The organism is Desulfovibrionales bacterium, assembly GCA_028715605.1.
Taxonomy (GTDB): Bacteria; Desulfobacterota; QYQD01; order QYQD01; family QYQD01; genus QYQD01.
In genome coordinates, this window is record JAQURM010000011.1 from 53,308 (window position 1) to 70,479 (window position 17,172).

The following is a 17,172-nucleotide window of genomic DNA, read 5'->3' on the forward strand; positions in this document are numbered from 1 at the left end:
CCGGCCCAGGGCCGGATGAACACTAATTAGGGAGGACACACCATATATGCTATTTGATCGCTTGTTCGGCTTTCTGTCTAAAGATGCCGCTATGGACCTGGGCACAGCCAATACCCTGATTTATATGCCGGGGGAAGGCATTGTTTTAAACGAACCTTCCGTTGTGGCTATAAATAAAGACACGGACCAGGTCATAGCCGTCGGCCGGGAGGCCAAGGAATACCTGGGGCGTACACCGCAAAAGATCCGAGCCGTCAGGCCGATGAAAGACGGGGTCATTGCCGACTTTGAGGTCACCCAGCAGATGATCAAGTATTTCCTCCGCAAGGTAAATATAAGCCGCTTTATTCGGCCCAAGATGGTTATCTGCGTCCCCACCGGCATCACCCAGGTAGAAAAGCGGGCGGTCGTCGAGGCGGCGGAGGAATCTGGAGTCCGGAAGGTGTTTTTGATAGAAGAACCTATGGCCGCCGCCATAGGCGCCGGATTGGAAATTGAGAAGCCCAGCGGCCAAATGGTAATAGACATCGGCGGGGGGACGACAGAAGTAGCCGTAATATCTGTTTCCGCCATAGCCTGCAGCGAGTCCCACCGGGTAGCCGGAGATGAGATCAATGAGTCTATCGTCCGTTATATGCAAAAAAAATATCAGATACTCATTGGTGAAAATACATCCGAACATATCAAAATAAACATAGGTTCTGCCTATCCCCTGGATGAACCTCAGAGCATGTTTGTATCCGGCAAGGAAATCCTTACCGGATTTCCCAAAGCCATACCCGTCACCGATGCCGAGATCCGCGAGGCCATAGCCGAGCCGGTAAATGGCATTATCGGGGCTATCAGGCGCACCCTGGACAATACACCGCCGGAACTGGTGGCCGACATCCACCAGTCCGGGCTTCACATGGCCGGCGGGGGCTCCCTCCTTAAGGGATTGGATCGCCGCATCACCGAGGAAACACGCCTCAAGACCATAATGACCGAAGACCCCTTAACCACAGTAGTTATGGGCTCCGGCAGGGCCTTGGAAGAAATCAAGGATTATGCCAGGGTCTTTATTAACTGATACAGACAGCTTTATAGAAACGGCCATAACCGCAGCCCGGGAAAGTGGCCGGTTACTGAAGGAAATCTTCGGCCGGAAGCGAGAGGTCTATTTTAAAGGGGAGATCGATCTGGTCACTGACGCCGACCTCCGGGCCGAAGATCTCATTGTAAAGACTATTCACGCCAGATACCCGGAGCACACTATTGTCAGTGAAGAAAAGCAGTCCCGGGCGGGCCTGTCACCTTACAAATGGATCATTGATCCCTTGGATGGGACCACTAACTATGCCCATGGGTTCCCATGGTTCTGCGTCTCTATCGCCCTTGCTGTCCATGACGAACCGGTTCTTGGGGTGGTCTATCACCCATTTCTGGACCAGCTTTTCCGGGCCGGGAAGGGCGCGGGGGCTTATTTGAATGAAGAGCCTATTTGCGTATCCACCACCGGCAAGCTCAGGGACAGCCTCCTGGCTACCGGATTTCCTTATAACATACACACTGAACCGGAACCGGCGGTTTTCTACTTCAAGAAATTTCTTACACGCTCCAGGGGCATAAGACGAGCCGGGGCCGCCGCGCTGGATCTGTGTTATGTGGCCTGCGGCTGTTTTGATGGTTTCTGGGAGACCAATCTGAAACCATGGGATACAGCGGCCGGGGCGCTGCTGGTTCGGGAGGCCGGCGGATTGGTAACGGACTTCCAATCCCGGCCCTTTGCCCCGGCCATGCCTGAGATATTGGCCAGCAACGGCCACATACACGGGCAAATGGCCGCTGTCTTTCAGGAAGAAAGGGCGGGCTGAGCGGCTATTACTTTTTTCACTTCCTCAATAGAGATCCCTTCCATCTCTATGAGTTTCAAGCGGGATTTATGCCCGGTCTTGATGGATAGATTTGTTTGAGGCAGGCCAAACAGAGAGGCAAGAAATCGAATACAGGCGGCATTAGCCTCTCCTTCTACCGGAGGCGCTTTTAATCTGATTTTAAGGGCATCGCCGTGATAGCCGGCTATACCCTCGCGTGAGGCCTTTGGTTGTACGTAAACCCTTAAAAGTACCCCGTCAGTTGATGGTTGGAAAAATAGGGTCACTTTGCCGGGTCTTCACCCTCTAAATCCACTCCAGAGATAATTTCGTTGATAGCGCTCATAGCCTGCTGTGCCTCGTTCGCATCGGCCCCCTTTTCTTCCGCTACTTCTTTCTCTGCGGCCAGCCATTTCGAAAGGCTTTCGATAAAAGCCTTAACCCGATACTCCATCTGGGCCTTTTGACGTTTCAACTGGTTGATCTCTTCCTGTACCTGGGCCGCCTGAACATGGGCGCTTTCCACCATCTTTCTGGCTTCAAGTTCGGCTTGAGTTACTATAAGCTTGGCCTGACGCTCGGCATTGGATTTCATCTCATCCACTACACGCTGGGCAGAAACAAAGGCCGTTTGAAAAGTCTTCTCCTTCTCTTCAAAATTAGCCTGGGCTTCCCTGAGCCTTTTTACCTCATCCTTAAGGGCGCTATTTTCGTGGAGCGCCTCTTTGAGTTCTTCCGCTACCAATTCCAGGAAGGAATCTACTTCCCGCGCATCAAAACCGCGGAAACGGACTCGGAACTCCTGTTGTTGAATGTCCATAGGTGTAATACGCATATACAATCACCCTCTTTGGATGGGTTAATCAACCAAGCTGTCCGGCTACATCGACTAGGGTTGGCACGAGGAAACTTTGCAGGAAAACAATGATCAATATGATAATTATTGGTGAAAAATCTATGCCGCCAAGGCTGATGGGAAGAAGACGGCGCACCCGGTAAAGGACGGGTTCGGTTACCCCGTAAAGGAAGCGAACAAGGGGATTGTACGGATCAGGACTGACCCAGGAAATGACTGCCCGGGCGATAATAACCCACATATAAAGTGATAATACTATGTCGATTATCTTGGCCAAGGCATGCAAAAAATTTCCAAAAACGAACATAAGCACATCCTTATGCACAGGGACCGGCCCCGAATTAAAAATGCTACGGATTATATCGGCATTTCTGAAAAATAGTCAAGGAGTAAACAGAAATAAATATCTCAGGCCGGATTACAGCAGGCCGCCACTACTGCCTTGGCTACTCCGGACATAAAATTGAAGTCCAGGGCCTCCAGTCTGTCATAAGGCGTGTGATAGTTAGGGTTGCGGAACATGGCGGTATCGGTGAGCATCAGGGCCGGATACCCCTGATCCCAGAAGGGCGCATGGTCGCTGAACCTGGTCTCCGGTATCAGGCGGCCTGAAAAAGGTACCTTATAGCCCACCACTTTAAGTTCCGGCGCCCATTTAGCAGCAGACCGGCAAAAGCCGTCTAAAAGATTTCTCGATCTTCGGTTGGCGACAACCCCCAGGAAATCTCCCGTATCCGGCACATCGATTCTCATCAAGGCTGGAATGGACTGGCTCCGGGGTTTTTCGCTTGTGTAGCCGACAGACTCTAAGATGAGTACGCCTTTATATTTCACTCCTTTTTTTCCGGCATCCTGGGCAAAATGACGGCTCCCGATGAGAAAGGTGAGGGTCATTACCGGGAGCTGGGGCTCTTCCAGGGTAAAAGCTACGAACTGTATGGTATTATCAGGATTACATTGAGACAGAATACGCGCCGCCTCCAGGAGCACGGCCACCCCGCTGGCGTTATCATCGGCGCCCGGGCTGCCCAGGGCGGCGTCGTAGTGGGCGCCGACCAGGAGCAAATCGGTATCCTTCCTTCCCTGGAGCGTGCCGACAATGTTCCGATAAGTCCTGCCGTGAAACGGCACTGCCTGGCTCTGTACGGCAAGTCCAAAAGACGCAAAGGCCTCCTCCACATAACGCGCCCGCTCCTCCAGCGCCTCCGGCTCCTTCCAGGCATGGCGCAGACCGGTTACGGACGAGGTGTAGTACCTTAGATTCCCGATATCTACCTGGGCTATCAGATTCTCTACGTCATAAGACATGCAAACCATGTTAATCTAAAATGCCCTCTTTTTGTCAACAAGATTTTAGCTATTAGCTATCTGCTGGTCAACTATTAAGAAAAAACAAGGACTTATACCAAAATACAATTAAATAACTTTTATCGTAACACTTTACGTATTTGAAACCGCCCTACATTCAGAAATGGCTATTAATCTGGAACTCACGAACTCATGAAAGAACAGAGCAACCAGAAGCCGAACTGCTGAAAATCAATTTCTCAAAAATACTTTCCTGATTTTCTGAGTTCCTGATTCAAGCGTCTTCCTGAATTCTTTCAAGCCCCCTCCTTCCTGATTTCCTGATTTGATATTTTTCTTTGCACTTTTTATCATGCATTTTCAAAACGCTAAATTGTTACCTTTTATCAAAAACTCCCTGCTCCTCTTTGCGCTGATCGCTAAAACGGTTGAATTCTCTATGCCTTTCTGATACTGTCCGCTCTGTATGTAATCTATCAAGGAATTAAATCTTATGTCAGACTGGTCAAAAGGAAGGGTAAAACGCAACGAGCGGTTGAAGCTCCATCGCCATGAAAGCCTGCTTCTCTGGTTCACGGGCCTCCCTGGAGCGGGCAAGACGACTCTGGCCTATGCACTGGATAGGTGCTTATATAGCAGGGGCTTTCACACCTATGCCCTGGATGACGACAATGTCGGCTACGGACTGTGCGGCGGGCTCGGATCAGGCCGGGAGGACCACAAAGAAAGCGCCCGGAGGGTGGCCGAAGCAGGCCGGCTCTTTGTGGATGCCGGGATCATAACCATCGCCGCCTTCACTGCTCCCTATCGCGAAGACCGGAAGTTTGCCCGCAACCTATTCCGGCCCGGTGAATTTGTCGAAATCTATATAAAATGCCCCCTGGCAGAATGCGAAAAAAGGGATGGCAAGGGATATTATGAAAAGGCCCGCTCCGGCCGCATCAAAGGTTTTACTGGTGTGGATTCTATTTACGAGGAACCGGAGAATCCTGAACTGATCCTGGAAACAGATAAGTACGACATCCCGACCTGCCTGGAAAAGATACTAAACTACCTGGAGGAAGAATTGATAATATAAAACCTAAAAGGGCGATTCACCACAGAGAACACAGAGAACTACTTGAAATTATTATATTTTAAACTATTAAAATCTTTCTCTGTGCACGCTGTGGTTTTTAAATCGCTTAATTTAGGTAAAACATTTCCAGGCGGGAGAGACATCGATTGCAGCGGCCGTTTTTGCACATTTTGGGGCCTATAAGATTACGGCTTCTTTAGAATATCATGGCTGCCGACTTTTCTCATGATATAGGTGTCGCCTTCAATCTGAAAGGTAAAACGGTAAGAGCCGCTTACCCTGCCTTCCCAGATGTTCCTCGGATCTTGCATCTTTTTAATGTTTAGGGAAGGGTGTTGTGGATCAGATAACAAAAACTCCAACTGTTTGTCGATTGCTTTCTGCACTGGCGGGGGCAGATTACGGTAATCCCGGATAAAGTTTTTGGTAAAAACCAGCCTCATATTTTAGTCTTCTTGAGGGCCCGGACGGCAGCTTTAATATTATCAAAAGGACCAACCACATCACCTTTGGCCATGTCTTTGTCTGCCTGGGCCTCCCCTTCCTGCCACTCTTTGGTGTAAAAATACTCCTGGTCAGGATGAACCAGCTTGACCGGCTTCATGATTATGTCGCCATCCTTATTCTCCACTTCCACATAATCTCCAACAGCAAGATTAAGCTTTCTGCGTAGGCCCTGTGGAATAGTAATCTGATAGTGTCTTTTGACCTTAACCAGCGGCATAAAAATACCTCTTCCGTTCTTTCCTATGAGTTTATGAACTTATGAATTTTGTAATTTTATAATATCAGAGAGCTAACTTTTGTCAAGTGCTGAAATTTTCTTTCTTTACTTTTTCCCCCATTTTCATCAATAATGCGGAGAAAGAAACGATATCAAGGCGGGATTGTCGCAGCATGGAGGTGTGCTATAGAATTTATTTCCTTCTGTCAGGCATTGTGCAACGTAAGAAACAACCTCCCCATCGGTCATCTGCTGCCACCAAAAGCATAACGAGAAGGTCAGTATCCAAAGAGTCAGAGAATTACGCATCAAGATTCAAAATGAAGTACGCAATTTCACTGCCTGTGCGGTACACGCAAACAGGGAAAATGATCTCACAGCCAACAATGCCAAAGATCAACGGGAATACTTATATGCAAAAACCTAACCGGACAAAGCTGGCTATTCTTATGCCTTAATAAGTAGTATAAGAGGATTAAAAAGGTACGCGGAGGTCCATGATGAAAAATTGCGTGAATTATTCTTTTAAATTGGTCATTTTATTACTTATTGTTTTTTCATTTTTTACTGTTAGCGGCTGCACAAAAGATAAACCTGCTCATGTTCGTATTGCATATTTGCCAAGTAGTTCATGTTTGCCTCTGTTTGTCGCTGTGGAAAAGGGGTACTTCAAGGAGGCTGGCGTTGATGTCGAATTGCTGAAATTCGGGGCCACCAATGATGCACTTAACGCTGTATTGGCGGGGCGTGCTGATGGGACGCCGGGCTTTGGGATTTCGTCGTTCTGTGCTATTGAGGCGAAGACTCCGGGCTCATTGAAGATCTACATGCCTTGCGCCGAGGATGAACATAACTATGCAAATAACCTTCTGGTACCGGTCAAGTCTCCAATTCAATCTATAGAGCAACTCAGTGGCAAAAAAGTGGGCACCTTTACAAGCTCAACACAAACCCTATACCTCAAATTAATCATGTCCAAGGTTTTACCCGCAGGAAAAGAATGGCAGATAGTTCAGGTAGATGACAAGCTCCAGCTTCAGGCATTGACTGCAAACCAGTTTGATGCGTTGTTTGCTATTGAACCCTTAGGCACTAAGGCAGTAAGCGAGGGCATTGCTCGTGTCCTGGTTGCTAATCCACGAGGAAAATATCTTTTTTCTCCCTTCCCGGCAGGCGCCAACTGTTTTTCCAGTGAGTTCATAAAATCGAAACCTGATCTGGCTACCAAGGTTGCACAGGTATTTATAAAAGCTGTTAAAGATATTCGGAATGATCCAAAAGCCGCACGCTTGATTCTTACGAAGTATGCGCCAATCGAACCGGCTATCGCCGATAAGGTTGGGCTGTACACGTGGTGGCTGCCCGGTGAGGAGGATTGGGGAGCGGTACAACGACTTTCTGACATGCTTTTTGACAATAGACTTATGAAGTCTCGCGTACAGATAAAGGACATGCTTTATAGTGTATCGGCACAGTAAGATTGCATAGAATGATTGGCTCACAGGTTGCTAATATGGAGGGGGAATAATATATGGCTCTCGTATGTCGCATACTGCATTTGTCGGATTTGCACTACGGAGTTCTAAACAAGAAATTCAAACATAGATTCCGAAATTTTGAATTTGTCCGCAAATGTGCCAAAGCCGTAAATGATTATTGCAATAAATCAGAAGAACAAAAAGTCCCGCTTTATATAGTAATCACAGGGGATCTTGTTTGCAAAGGCGAAATAAAAAAACAACACACAAGAGCACGCGAGAACTTATCAAAACTTTATACGGCATTGGAGAAAAAATATCCGGTCGATATATTTCTTGTGCCAGGTAATCATGACGTTAATCGTAAGGCTGTAGAAGAAGGACAGGATCCATTGGCTTATTATGTCACGGAGGTAAATAACCATTTTTGCCGAACGAAGATTGAGCGCGAACTTACTACCAAGTTTGGACTAAAGAACTTTCGCAAAGAAAGAGGCCAGAAATGGATACACACGGTAAAACCGAGAAGAGACTTAAATTTAGATTCAGACTTGGCATTCATAACATTTTATTCGCCGATAACTGATAAGAAACTACTGAAAAATCCATATACTGGTTCTTTATTGGATGGCGAAGACTGCTGGCTTTACGACCGTGGACTCATAGACAATGGCCAATGGAAGGATGTCAAAAGAGAGATCAAGAAACTCGGAAATAATAAAAATCTACTTAAAATTGCTATTTGTCATCATAATCCTTTGCCACTACGCAGGTATTATAAGAAGCCAAGAACTGCCAATGAATATACAGAAATAGATGCTTTCTCTAATCCTGAAGTAAATTTACTTGCCAATGGTCCGGAGCTTCTCACTCTTTTGACCGAGCAAGGTGTTAACTTGCTGCTTCATGGTCATCGACATCAAGACGCAATTGCCGAGTCCTTTCCTAAGAAAAAACTCGTTATAATAGGGGCACCCAGCGCAGGCCTATCGGATGAAGGATTAATGGAAAAGCTTGGTAAAAATAATACTGAGCTTACACCCCCAAAATGGCAGGGCTTTAACGTGCTTGATATTTACAAAAACGAGCTAGGATTTTCGATCAACGTGAATACATTTAGCTTCGATGGGAATGAAAAAAAGTATATATTAGCCGAAGGGAAAGATTCTAATGAAACCAAATTAATACCACTCTACTCAGAACCGATCTTTCCATTTGAGCCATTAAGTGAATCTGAAGGCGTAAAAAGTGCGATAGAACATTTGACCCAATCAAAACACGGTACAACCAGTCTGCATTACACTTATGAGGCCGTTTGGGACGACAAACCAGTATCTAGAAAAAGCGACCAATTGAAAATTACGCTATCTTCTAAAAATACTCCCTTGTATCATCTTTTGAAAGGGATAAAAAACAACGGGGAAATCGCAACACATTTCACTAAGTACTTGGCAGGCAAGAATGGCTTCACTCAAGACCGCATTGAGGAACTTAGATACCAAGTTACTGAATCAATAGTGCGTGGATTTATTGTGCCGGCTCTAAAGAGCGATATTCAGGATGAAAATAATAAGGGATCTATTACATGGAATCACTTGACAGCCAATCCTGAGGCTCCTGAAAAGAATCTTTTCTACAAGGCCTTAATTGAAATTGGCAAAAAGGGTGATCGCAATGCTATCTACGCCTTAGAGTTGATGAAATTATTAGACAATAAGAATTATATTTTAAGACGATGTGTATATTTCTGGCCAATTTCAGAAGACAGGCGAAAGGGAGGTGTAACGTTAGATAACCTTCGCCAGTTCACCGCAAAGAAATTTCTGTGGCTTCTTAATACACTTCTCGCATACCGAGGCCTTGAAAATGCTCATATTGCATGGTTGCCCTTAGCCTTCGAAGGCTGTGACGGTCAGACGATTTTGTGTATGGAACCGCCCGATATGCGGCAGAAAACTACCCCCAGTGTATTACTTGGTTTTGGAGAAGATCTTGATGCGAAAAGAGAAGATCGTATTTCTGTCTATAAAGTTACTGCTGTACCTGGCAATAACGCTGTTGGCAACAAACTGGGAGAAAATCTTCGTGGTATGCTCACCCATATTGTGCATCCTCTTGCACGACGTCTAATGGAGGCATTCCCACTGATGAGAGAGGGCAAAATTTGTTGTCGTAATGTTCAGAATTTGATCCTTGTTTTTGGGTTGACCGATGACCTTAAGGGAGCTTTAAAAACTTTTAAGAGAGAAATAGAGACCTATGATTCCAGATTCAAAAGTAATGAGGAAGACGAAGAGGGAACTCTCGCTTTCAATAGCGAAGGGCGCAATAATTGGGCCATTCGACTCAAAGAACTCTATGAATGGAAATACTGGAATATCGAGAAGACTACAAATGACAGTGTTCTGCAAAAAGGACGCCCACCATGGAATGAGCATGATTATAAGTGGTTAAAAGAACGATTAGAAAACAGTGGTTATTAAAGTATCCCATAGCTGACTTCTTAATATCATTAAGAGTATGCGGAGTGTATTCAACATAGGAAATTTATTTTGATGAAATTCTAAACTATGATCCAACTCAACAATATCTCGAAATCGTTTCCTGTTACCGGTAAAGTACTCGAACGTTTTTCATTGCATGTGGAACAAGGAGCATTCCTTGTTTTGTATGGGCCAAGCGCTTCGGGTAAGTCTACGATTCTAAATCTTATAGCGGGACTCGACGCACCAGATAATGGCACTTTACTTTGGTTTGGCGCCAATGTGCCTCCCGGCATCGGTTACCAGTTCCAAAACTATGAATCAACTTTATTCCCTTGGCTAACCAATGCAGCGAACATTGAACTCCCATTGCGAGTGAACGGGACATTGAATGTTGTAGAACGTCAACAACGCGTCAATCAAACAGTTGAGCGGCTTCGTCTGCAAATACCTCTCAAGAGTCAGCCGTTTAAACTGAGTGGAGGCGGCAAACAGAAAATCGCCCTCGCGCGTGCTCTGGTATCGCACCCTCAGATTCTTCTATTAGATGAACCTTTCAATTCCCTTGACCTTAATGACAGGGAATTCATGCATCAAGAGATTGTTCGTATTTGGCGAGAGTTTGGATTGACGATTATCTTTGTCACGCATGATCTTGATGAGGCATTAATTGTCGGCCAGAAATTAGTAATAATAGGGGGAAAACCAGCACAAATTATCGGAGAGCCTTTTCCGATTAACATGCCCTATCCACGTGATGCAAAAGTCAAGATGTCTGAAGACTATTTCCGCCTTCGCGTCAAGGCATTAGAACTATTTGAGCGTGCCAAAAATGGATAAGATTCAGTCGCAATATTTCGGAATCAGGAGTTGGAGATGGCTCATCGGCCCAGCTGTTCTTGTATTTATATGGTGGTTAATCACGGCGGTTGGATTAGTTAAACCGATTTTTCTCCCTCCGCCAGCGCATGTTGTAAATGCGCTGTGGCATATGATGACTATTTCGGGTAGAGGGATAAGAAGCGATGTGGTGGCTACACTTAGCCGAGTACTTGTTGGGTTGGCAGTAGGCATCGGGATTGGCCTTCCCATAGGATTATTCTTGGGATACTTCAGTTGGCTGCACGATATTTGGGAATTACCGCTTGATTTTTTCCGGTCTACTCCCGTGACCGCACTTTTCCCATTTTTTCTATTGATCTTTGGAATCGGTGACACAGGTAAGATTGCGATAGCTTCCTGGGCGGTTGCGCTGATTATTGTTATCAACACCATCTATGGTGTGAGGTCATGTAGCAGCGTTCGGTCACGGTATCTAAAAAGCATCGGTGCCAACTCATATCAGACGATTGTCTGGCAACTTATCCCGGAGGCCCTGCCTCACATAATCGGCGGGGTCCGGATTGCAATATCGCAGGCATTCATAGTAGTTGTTGTTACGGAAATGTTTTACGGGAGTGACAAAGGGTTAGGCTATCAGCTCTATTCAGCCGCTCTTATGTACCGAAGCGATGAAGTCATTGCATTAATTCTGATTTCGGGAATACTCGGCTATATAATCAATAAAATAGCTGAGAAGGCAGGTAAGAAAATTGTTTTCTGGCTGTAGTAAGGTGACCATCTCGTTGGATGGACTCGACATTCAAAAGCCGATAGCTCCTAGTCCAGAGGTGTTATTACGAATTGGCCTCGGACTAACAAGGGCGTGCAATCTTTCGTGTCTTTACTGCGTGACCGATGCAGGGATTGCGGGTTCAGAGATGACGATGCATGAATATGCTGACCTGCTGCAACAGGCGAGGGCACTGGGTGTAAGAACTGTAGCGCTTGTCGGTGAAGGTGAACCTCTGCTTTTTACGGCCCTCACTGAGTTATTGGATATCCTCCAGAACTTCAATATGAAGCCAATCCTATTTACGAATGGGCTCATGCTGAATGTGGACCTTGCGCATAGATTATGGGATGCAGGCGCCAGCGTGATCCTGAAAATGAATAGTCTTGATCCGCGTATTCACGATGACCTCGTGGGCTGCGTCGGTGCGCACCATGGTGCCATGCGCGCTCTTGATATTTTGTTAGCAGCAGGGTTTTCAGATTGTGAACCTACGCGACTTGGCATCCAGACAGTAATCGTCCCAAGCAATCTGAAAAATATTGAGGACCTATGGAGATTCTGTCGGCAAGGGAACTATTATCCCTATTTTGAGACACTCAGACGTTGCGGTCGAGCCGCGTCACGGCCCAGCTTGGTTGTTCCTAAAACAGGATTAGCGAAGTTGTTTTTGCGGTTACAGTCGATTGACCTGGAAGTTTTCGGTCTGACGTGGGATGCTCATCCGCCACACGTTGCACATACATGTCAGCAGCATTTCTATTCTTGCTATGTTCGAGCTGATGGCAGTGTAACCCCGTGCTCAGGCCTTTCTATTGTCCAAGGCAATGTCTGCGGTAGCTCACTTAGACACATTCTCAACCAACCTCTTTTTCAGCGCCTTCGCAAAATGCACGAGAACATTCAAGGAGCTTGTGCTATGTGTAGATTTGGGAAGGGATGTTACGGCTGCCGTGCAAATGCATGGGCAAGCAGCGGAGACGTCTTTGGGAATGATCCGGATTGTTGGGTGAATCAATGAAAATTCAGCTCATTAATCCCTGTATGAATTCTGATTATGAGGAGAATTCTCGCAATGGCGTTATTCATCCTCTTGGCTTATTGTCTGTGGCCGCCTATGTTAAGCAGTGCATACCATCTGTGGAAATTGAAGTTCTCGATGGGAGCATTATGTCCAGAGAGGAAATCAACGCTAGGATCGCTGGTGACATTGTCGGATGCACGACGGGAGTATTGAATTATGACCACACATTAGAGATTGCACGAATTGCAAGAGACGGTGGGGCAAAAATAGTATTTGGCGGTGCTCTGGCAAATGAGTTAGCGACTGCAATTCTGACTAACCGTCCGGAAGTTGATTGGGTAGTGAGAGGGGATGGTGAACATGCAATGGCTGCGCTGGTTATGGGCGTTGCTCCAGAGTCCATCCCGAATTTGGTATGGCGTGGAAGCTCGGGTATTGTGGTAAATGAAATGAAGCAAGTATTATTGGATGCTATTCCGATCGCTGATCGAGATCTATTAACTATCAGTCAATATTATGAAAACTATATAGGTATTAATGTGACTGGAAAGTTCCAGCATCCAATGAGTTTCTACAGTGGGAAGGGATGCAGTTATGCCACGACACATGGGCGCTGTGTGTTCTGTGCGCGCATGGACCGCGGATTCCGGTCACGAAAGCCTGAACTTGTATGGGCAGAATTGAAATATCTTGCGGACAAGTTTGGCGCAGACGCATTTTGGGATGTGGCGGACAGTGTCTTGAGTGATGAGGTCTGGATGCAACAGTTCGAGGCTCTAAAACCTTCAGATTTTTCTCCTCATTTCCTCATTTATGGAAGGGCGGACGCAGTTACTTCTGAGTCGGCGCAGAGATTGAGGCGGCTCAATTGTCATTTGGTCTTTATTGGTTTTGAGTCGGGAAGCGATGAAATCTTAAGCCGCGTTGGTTATGGTAAGACAATACGCCAAGCAAAAAAAGCTGCCCTACTTTTGGCAGATAATGGAATTCAGATCATGGCATCATTCGTTCTCGGACTTCCGGGTGAAACGCAGCGTAGCATTGAGCAAACCATAGAGTTTGCACACTGGCTCGGATCACTGGGTAATTTGGAAACAGTTTCTGGGTCAGTCATTATTCCATTGCCTGGTTCTCAAGTATTTTCACTGATCCGAAAGGTTTATCCAGAAAAGTATAGAGGGAAGGATTACTTCGATTTGGAAGAAGCACGACATGATTGGCTTTCTTCCTATACTGCAATATCTATTAACAATGCCTATGACGCTCTTCCTAGACTTCTCAATGCTGGAAAGGTCGGGAGTTCTTTAGGCCGTCCACGGGTGATAACCCAAAGGCAATGAAGGGAGAAAAGAGACGCCCTTTACTTTTGCAGTTTAAGGATCAATAAGTTCATAGCCGTAATTGTGCGCTATCTTTTCTCCTCGCTTTACAGACAAACTTACCCCTTATAATGAAAGTTTCAAACATCTTAATAATTCAGCCATGCTGATGCCAAGGTCTCTTACTGCCCAATAGCATAATAGACTTCGTACCTTAACCCGGTTACGCTCTTTACAATGATCTTTCGTAAACTGGAAAACTAAATGGCGTCCCCATTTAGTCCCTTGCAGGCGGGAGAAATAACGATTGCAGCAACCTTTTTTGCACATTTTTTGGGCTATAAGGTTAAGGTTTTTTTAGAATATCATGGCTGCCGACTTTTCTCATGATATAGGTGTCGCCTTCAATCTGAAAGGTAAAACGGTAAGAGCCGCTTACCCTGCCTTCCCAGATGTTCCTCGGATCTTGCATGTTTTTAATGTTTAGGGAAGGGTGTTGTGGATCAGATAACAAAAACTCCAACTGTTTGTCGATTGCTTTCTGCACTGGCGGGGGCAGATTACGGTAATCCCGGATAAAGTTTTTGGTAAAAACCAGCCTCATATTTTAGTCTTCTTGAGGGCCCGGACGGCAGCTTTAATATTATCAAAAGGACCAACCACATCACCTTTGGCCATGTCTTTGTCTGCCTGGGCCTCCCCTTCCTGCCACTCTTTGGTGTAAAAATACTCCTGGTCAGGATGAACCAGCTTGACCGGCTTCATGATTATGTCGCCATCCTTATTCTCCACTTCCACATAATCTCCAACAGCAAGATTAAGCTTTCTGCGTAGGCCCTGTGGAATAGTAATCTGATAGTGTCTTTTGACCTTAACTAGCGGCATAAAAATACCTCTCCCGTTTTTCCTATGAGTTTATGAATTTATGAATTTTGTAATTTTATAATATCAGAGAGCTAACTTTTGTCAAGTGCTGAAATTTTCTGTAACTATTCAGCCACAGATTCACACAAATGAACGCAGATAGGTTTAAATACAAAGAAATCACAGATATTATTCTTAGAAGTTTTTATGAAGTTTATAATGAGCTTGGTGATGGATTTCTGGAATCTGTCTATGAAAATGCCCTATATATTGTCCTAACCGGATATGGACTATGTGTAGAAAGGCAGAAAGATATATCTGTATTTTTTCGAGGTAAAGTAATAGGAGATTTTAAAGCGGCCTTGATTGTAAACGAAAAAGTAATCGTTGAACTAAAAGCAGTTCGTACCCTTGACCCTGCACATGAAGCTCAATTAATCAATTACTTGAAGGCAACAAATATTGAAGTTGGCTTATTATTGAATTTTGGCAGAAAACCAGAATTCAAAAGATTTGTATATGATAATAAAAGAAAAAATATCAGTGATGATCAGCGTAGATCAGCGGCTGAGTAGTTACAATTTTCTTTCTTTACTTTTTTCCCTATTTTCATCAATAATGCGGATAAAGAAACGATATCATGGCGGGATTGTCGCAGCATGGAGGTGTGCTATAGAATTTATTTCCTTCTGTCAGGCATTGTGCAACGTAAGAACCAACGTCCCGATCGGTTGCTTGCAAACGCTGTGTCGGTTCATATTGTTGGCGATCATAATGATGGGTGTAGCATCATGTGATCAGAAATGGACACAAAATGAGAAAGAAAATGCTAAGCATTTTTTGAAGTCGCTGGATCTCGTCATCGAGGCGCATTCGATCTCGAATAGAGGAGGACCGGGGATGATGTCGAAGCAGGATTTTGAAAAAATCCTCTCTTTGTATGAGCGCGCCTTGAGTGAATCGAAACTTGTACGAGACGTAGTATTAGACAAGGCAAATCCAGAACTTAAGAACAACTATCGCATGTATTTCCAGAAAGGGATCGAGCTCAGAATTAGCGCCTGGACGAACGGGAAACCCTATGACGAAATACAAGGATCCGCATTGATGGACTCATGGGGAGAGTGGTTCGAAAAGAACCGACATAATATTAAAATTCCACGTTGACTTGTTTAACAAATCGCTCAAGAGGGACGCGGCGAAAGGCCGCCGCGCCCGTTATGTGATCCAATGAAAACGGATAACCTACTCACTGAATTGAATGGTTACTCAAACGAGCTCGGACAGATATTGAGTCGGTTCAAGAGATCGAGAGACGCCATTTACATTGCTGAAGGTGACGAGAGCCGGTTCAGGCAGATTGCCTTTGAGGTTGGCGATTTGGTCAACGATGAGATTGCAGACGGGCACAAATACTATTCACAGATCAGAAGCGACTACAACGAGAGCATCTCGAATTGGCTTAGTAGCCCGTCTTTTGCCGGAGTGCAGAGAGTAAAAACCATAATCGACTCAATAATAACAAGGATAAACAGAAATCCCGATATTGTAGGAAAACCGAAAAAACTTGAAATTGTGAAGGAGCAAAAAACGGACGTCGAGTTAAGAACTATCGCCGAAAGATTTCATTTGGTGGTGAGACAAATCAGAGACAGGCACAATGCGAGAGGAACCTTGGAAATCAACGATGAATATGATGTTCAGGATTTGTTTCATACTCTGCTGACACTTCATTATAATGACATTCGAAAAGAAGAATGGGTTCCCACTTATGCAGGCGGCTCTTCTCGAACAGATTTCTATCTTCCCGAGATAGAAACACTGGTAGAAATTAAGAAAACTAGACAGGGTCTTGGACCTAAGGAGTTGGGCGCGCAACTGATTATCGACATCGCAAGGTACCAGCGCCATCCAGGCTGCAGAAAAATATTCTGTTTTGTTTACGACCCGGATGGTAGGATTGCCAATCCGGCCGGTATTGAAACGGATCTGACAAGAGTGGAAGAGGATGTGCAGGTTGAAGTCCTCATTGTACCGAAAGGGTACTAATCACATAATCGGGTAGCCGGGGGTTTTTATCCCCCCAGCCCCCACACCACCTGGCATGCGGGTCCGCACCAGGCGGTTCATGAAGCCTATCGGGCCGTAGCCGGATAGTAGATGTTCACCTACGAGTTTGGTGTTCATCCGGGTCGGGTACTTCAATGACGCGCCCCATGTCCACTCCTCCGGTCGGATTCATCGTGTCATGAAAGCTCATTGCTACTCCTTCCCTGCTTCATGTTCGGCCCTTCGGCGGTTCACGCCTACTATGGCCTCTGCTGACTCCTGCTCAATCACCCCATGGGTTACCCCTTGGGACGCTTCCTGGTTAGGAGAATGGAGAATGGGGACAATCCTATATTCTCCTGTCAAGCGAAAAATAAAAAGAATATAAAATCAGCCCGTTACCGGTGGTTATAAATTCTGGGCATACGACTGCTACAAATCCTCAAGGATTTTTGGCAAAATTACTTGGCGAATTTCTCACCTGTAAATGAACCTCGTGCCTTATCGTTACTTCTATCCGGTAT

General features: G+C 45.6%; 21 protein-coding genes. 12 read left to right on the forward strand and 9 right to left on the reverse strand.

The window, feature by feature from the left end:
* The first annotated feature begins 46 nt into the window (after positions 1–46).
* Positions 47–1,069: a rod shape-determining protein gene (locus PHT49_10240; protein ID MDD5452261.1), complete on the forward strand. Its 1,023-nt coding sequence runs from the start codon at positions 47–49 to the stop codon at positions 1,067–1,069.
* Positions 1,047–1,853 (forward strand): inositol monophosphatase family protein, encoded by an 807-nt coding sequence (locus PHT49_10245; protein MDD5452262.1) that lies wholly within the window; start codon positions 1,047–1,049, stop codon positions 1,851–1,853. Before PHT49_10240 ends, PHT49_10245 begins: the two co-directional genes overlap by 23 nt.
* Here the strand turns inward: PHT49_10245 and PHT49_10250 are convergent.
* The 4 genes from PHT49_10250 to PHT49_10265 all read right to left on the reverse strand — a co-directional run bounded on the left by PHT49_10250 (position 1,832) and on the right by PHT49_10265 (position 4,017).
* The gene (locus PHT49_10250) at positions 1,832–2,140 is read right to left on the reverse strand and encodes a DUF167 domain-containing protein (GenBank protein ID MDD5452263.1); all 309 of its coding nucleotides are present in this window, start codon (positions 2,138–2,140) and stop codon (positions 1,832–1,834) included. The two genes, PHT49_10245 and PHT49_10250, sit on opposite strands and share 22 nt — an antisense overlap.
* Complete coding sequence (locus PHT49_10255; GenBank protein MDD5452264.1) at positions 2,137–2,688, reverse strand: DivIVA domain-containing protein; 552 nt, start codon at positions 2,686–2,688, stop codon at positions 2,137–2,139. Before PHT49_10255 ends, PHT49_10250 begins: the two co-directional genes overlap by 4 nt.
* 28 nt (positions 2,689–2,716) lie before the next feature.
* Positions 2,717–3,016, reverse strand: a complete 300-nt coding sequence (locus PHT49_10260) for a YggT family protein (GenBank protein ID MDD5452265.1) — start codon at positions 3,014–3,016, stop codon at positions 2,717–2,719.
* A gap of 101 nt (positions 3,017–3,117) precedes the next feature.
* Complete coding sequence (locus tag PHT49_10265; protein ID MDD5452266.1) at positions 3,118–4,017, reverse strand: M28 family peptidase; 900 nt, start codon at positions 4,015–4,017, stop codon at positions 3,118–3,120.
* A gap of 493 nt (positions 4,018–4,510) precedes the next feature.
* Here PHT49_10265 and cysC point away from each other — a divergent pair, with 493 nt between their 5' ends.
* On the forward strand, positions 4,511–5,095 hold the full coding sequence (gene cysC / locus PHT49_10270; GenBank protein MDD5452267.1) for an adenylyl-sulfate kinase: 585 nt from the start codon (positions 4,511–4,513) through the stop codon (positions 5,093–5,095).
* A gap of 185 nt (positions 5,096–5,280) precedes the next feature.
* Here cysC and PHT49_10275 read toward each other — a convergent pair whose 3' ends face one another.
* A complete protein-coding gene (locus PHT49_10275; protein ID MDD5452268.1) occupies positions 5,281–5,538 on the reverse strand; it encodes a hypothetical protein in 258 nt (85 codons plus the stop codon).
* Positions 5,535–5,819 (reverse strand): AbrB/MazE/SpoVT family DNA-binding domain-containing protein, encoded by a 285-nt coding sequence (locus PHT49_10280; GenBank protein MDD5452269.1) that lies wholly within the window; start codon positions 5,817–5,819, stop codon positions 5,535–5,537. The genes PHT49_10275 and PHT49_10280 overlap by 4 nt, the downstream gene beginning before the upstream one ends.
* 500 nt (positions 5,820–6,319) lie before the next feature.
* On the opposite strand from PHT49_10280, the gene PHT49_10285 reads away from it, so the two are divergent.
* The 6 genes from PHT49_10285 (at position 6,320) to PHT49_10310 (ending at position 13,756) form a co-directional block, all read left to right on the forward strand.
* Entirely contained in the window at positions 6,320–7,297 is a 978-nt protein-coding gene (locus tag PHT49_10285) for an ABC transporter substrate-binding protein (GenBank protein ID MDD5452270.1), read from the forward strand.
* Between the two features lie 53 nt (positions 7,298–7,350).
* The gene (locus tag PHT49_10290) at positions 7,351–9,780 is read left to right on the forward strand and encodes a metallophosphoesterase (protein ID MDD5452271.1); all 2,430 of its coding nucleotides are present in this window, start codon (positions 7,351–7,353) and stop codon (positions 9,778–9,780) included.
* 87 nt (positions 9,781–9,867) lie between these two features.
* On the forward strand, positions 9,868–10,620 hold the full coding sequence (locus PHT49_10295) for an ABC transporter ATP-binding protein (protein MDD5452272.1): 753 nt from the start codon (positions 9,868–9,870) through the stop codon (positions 10,618–10,620).
* Positions 10,613–11,389, forward strand: coding sequence for an ABC transporter permease (locus tag PHT49_10300; protein ID MDD5452273.1), 777 nt, complete (start codon positions 10,613–10,615; stop codon positions 11,387–11,389). The genes PHT49_10295 and PHT49_10300 overlap by 8 nt, the downstream gene beginning before the upstream one ends.
* A gap of 16 nt (positions 11,390–11,405) precedes the next feature.
* The gene (locus PHT49_10305; protein ID MDD5452274.1) at positions 11,406–12,413 is read left to right on the forward strand and encodes a radical SAM protein; all 1,008 of its coding nucleotides are present in this window, start codon (positions 11,406–11,408) and stop codon (positions 12,411–12,413) included.
* Complete coding sequence (locus PHT49_10310; protein ID MDD5452275.1) at positions 12,410–13,756, forward strand: radical SAM protein; 1,347 nt, start codon at positions 12,410–12,412, stop codon at positions 13,754–13,756. Before PHT49_10305 ends, PHT49_10310 begins: the two co-directional genes overlap by 4 nt.
* Before the next feature lie 325 nt (positions 13,757–14,081).
* Here PHT49_10310 and PHT49_10315 read toward each other — a convergent pair whose 3' ends face one another.
* Together PHT49_10315 and PHT49_10320 are read right to left on the reverse strand one after the other, a co-directional pair.
* Positions 14,082–14,339: a hypothetical protein gene (locus PHT49_10315; protein ID MDD5452276.1), complete on the reverse strand. Its 258-nt coding sequence runs from the start codon at positions 14,337–14,339 to the stop codon at positions 14,082–14,084.
* Positions 14,336–14,620, reverse strand: a complete 285-nt coding sequence (locus PHT49_10320) for an AbrB/MazE/SpoVT family DNA-binding domain-containing protein (protein ID MDD5452277.1) — start codon at positions 14,618–14,620, stop codon at positions 14,336–14,338. Before PHT49_10320 ends, PHT49_10315 begins: the two co-directional genes overlap by 4 nt.
* 128 nt (positions 14,621–14,748) lie before the next feature.
* Here PHT49_10320 and PHT49_10325 point away from each other — a divergent pair, with 128 nt between their 5' ends.
* From PHT49_10325 to PHT49_10335, 3 genes are all read left to right on the forward strand, one after another.
* Positions 14,749–15,174 carry a GxxExxY protein gene (locus PHT49_10325; protein ID MDD5452278.1) on the forward strand — a complete coding sequence of 142 codons (426 nt, stop codon included), beginning with the start codon at positions 14,749–14,751 and terminating at the stop codon, positions 15,172–15,174.
* Between the two features lie 199 nt (positions 15,175–15,373).
* Positions 15,374–15,766, forward strand: a complete 393-nt coding sequence (locus PHT49_10330) for a hypothetical protein (GenBank protein MDD5452279.1) — start codon at positions 15,374–15,376, stop codon at positions 15,764–15,766.
* 63 nt (positions 15,767–15,829) lie between these two features.
* Positions 15,830–16,648 carry a hypothetical protein gene (locus PHT49_10335; GenBank protein MDD5452280.1) on the forward strand — a complete coding sequence of 273 codons (819 nt, stop codon included), beginning with the start codon at positions 15,830–15,832 and terminating at the stop codon, positions 16,646–16,648.
* Between the two features lie 213 nt (positions 16,649–16,861).
* On the opposite strand, the gene PHT49_10340 is transcribed toward PHT49_10335, so the two are convergent.
* Complete coding sequence (locus PHT49_10340) at positions 16,862–17,014, reverse strand: hypothetical protein (protein MDD5452281.1); 153 nt, start codon at positions 17,012–17,014, stop codon at positions 16,862–16,864.
* Positions 17,015–17,172 lie beyond the last annotated feature (158 nt).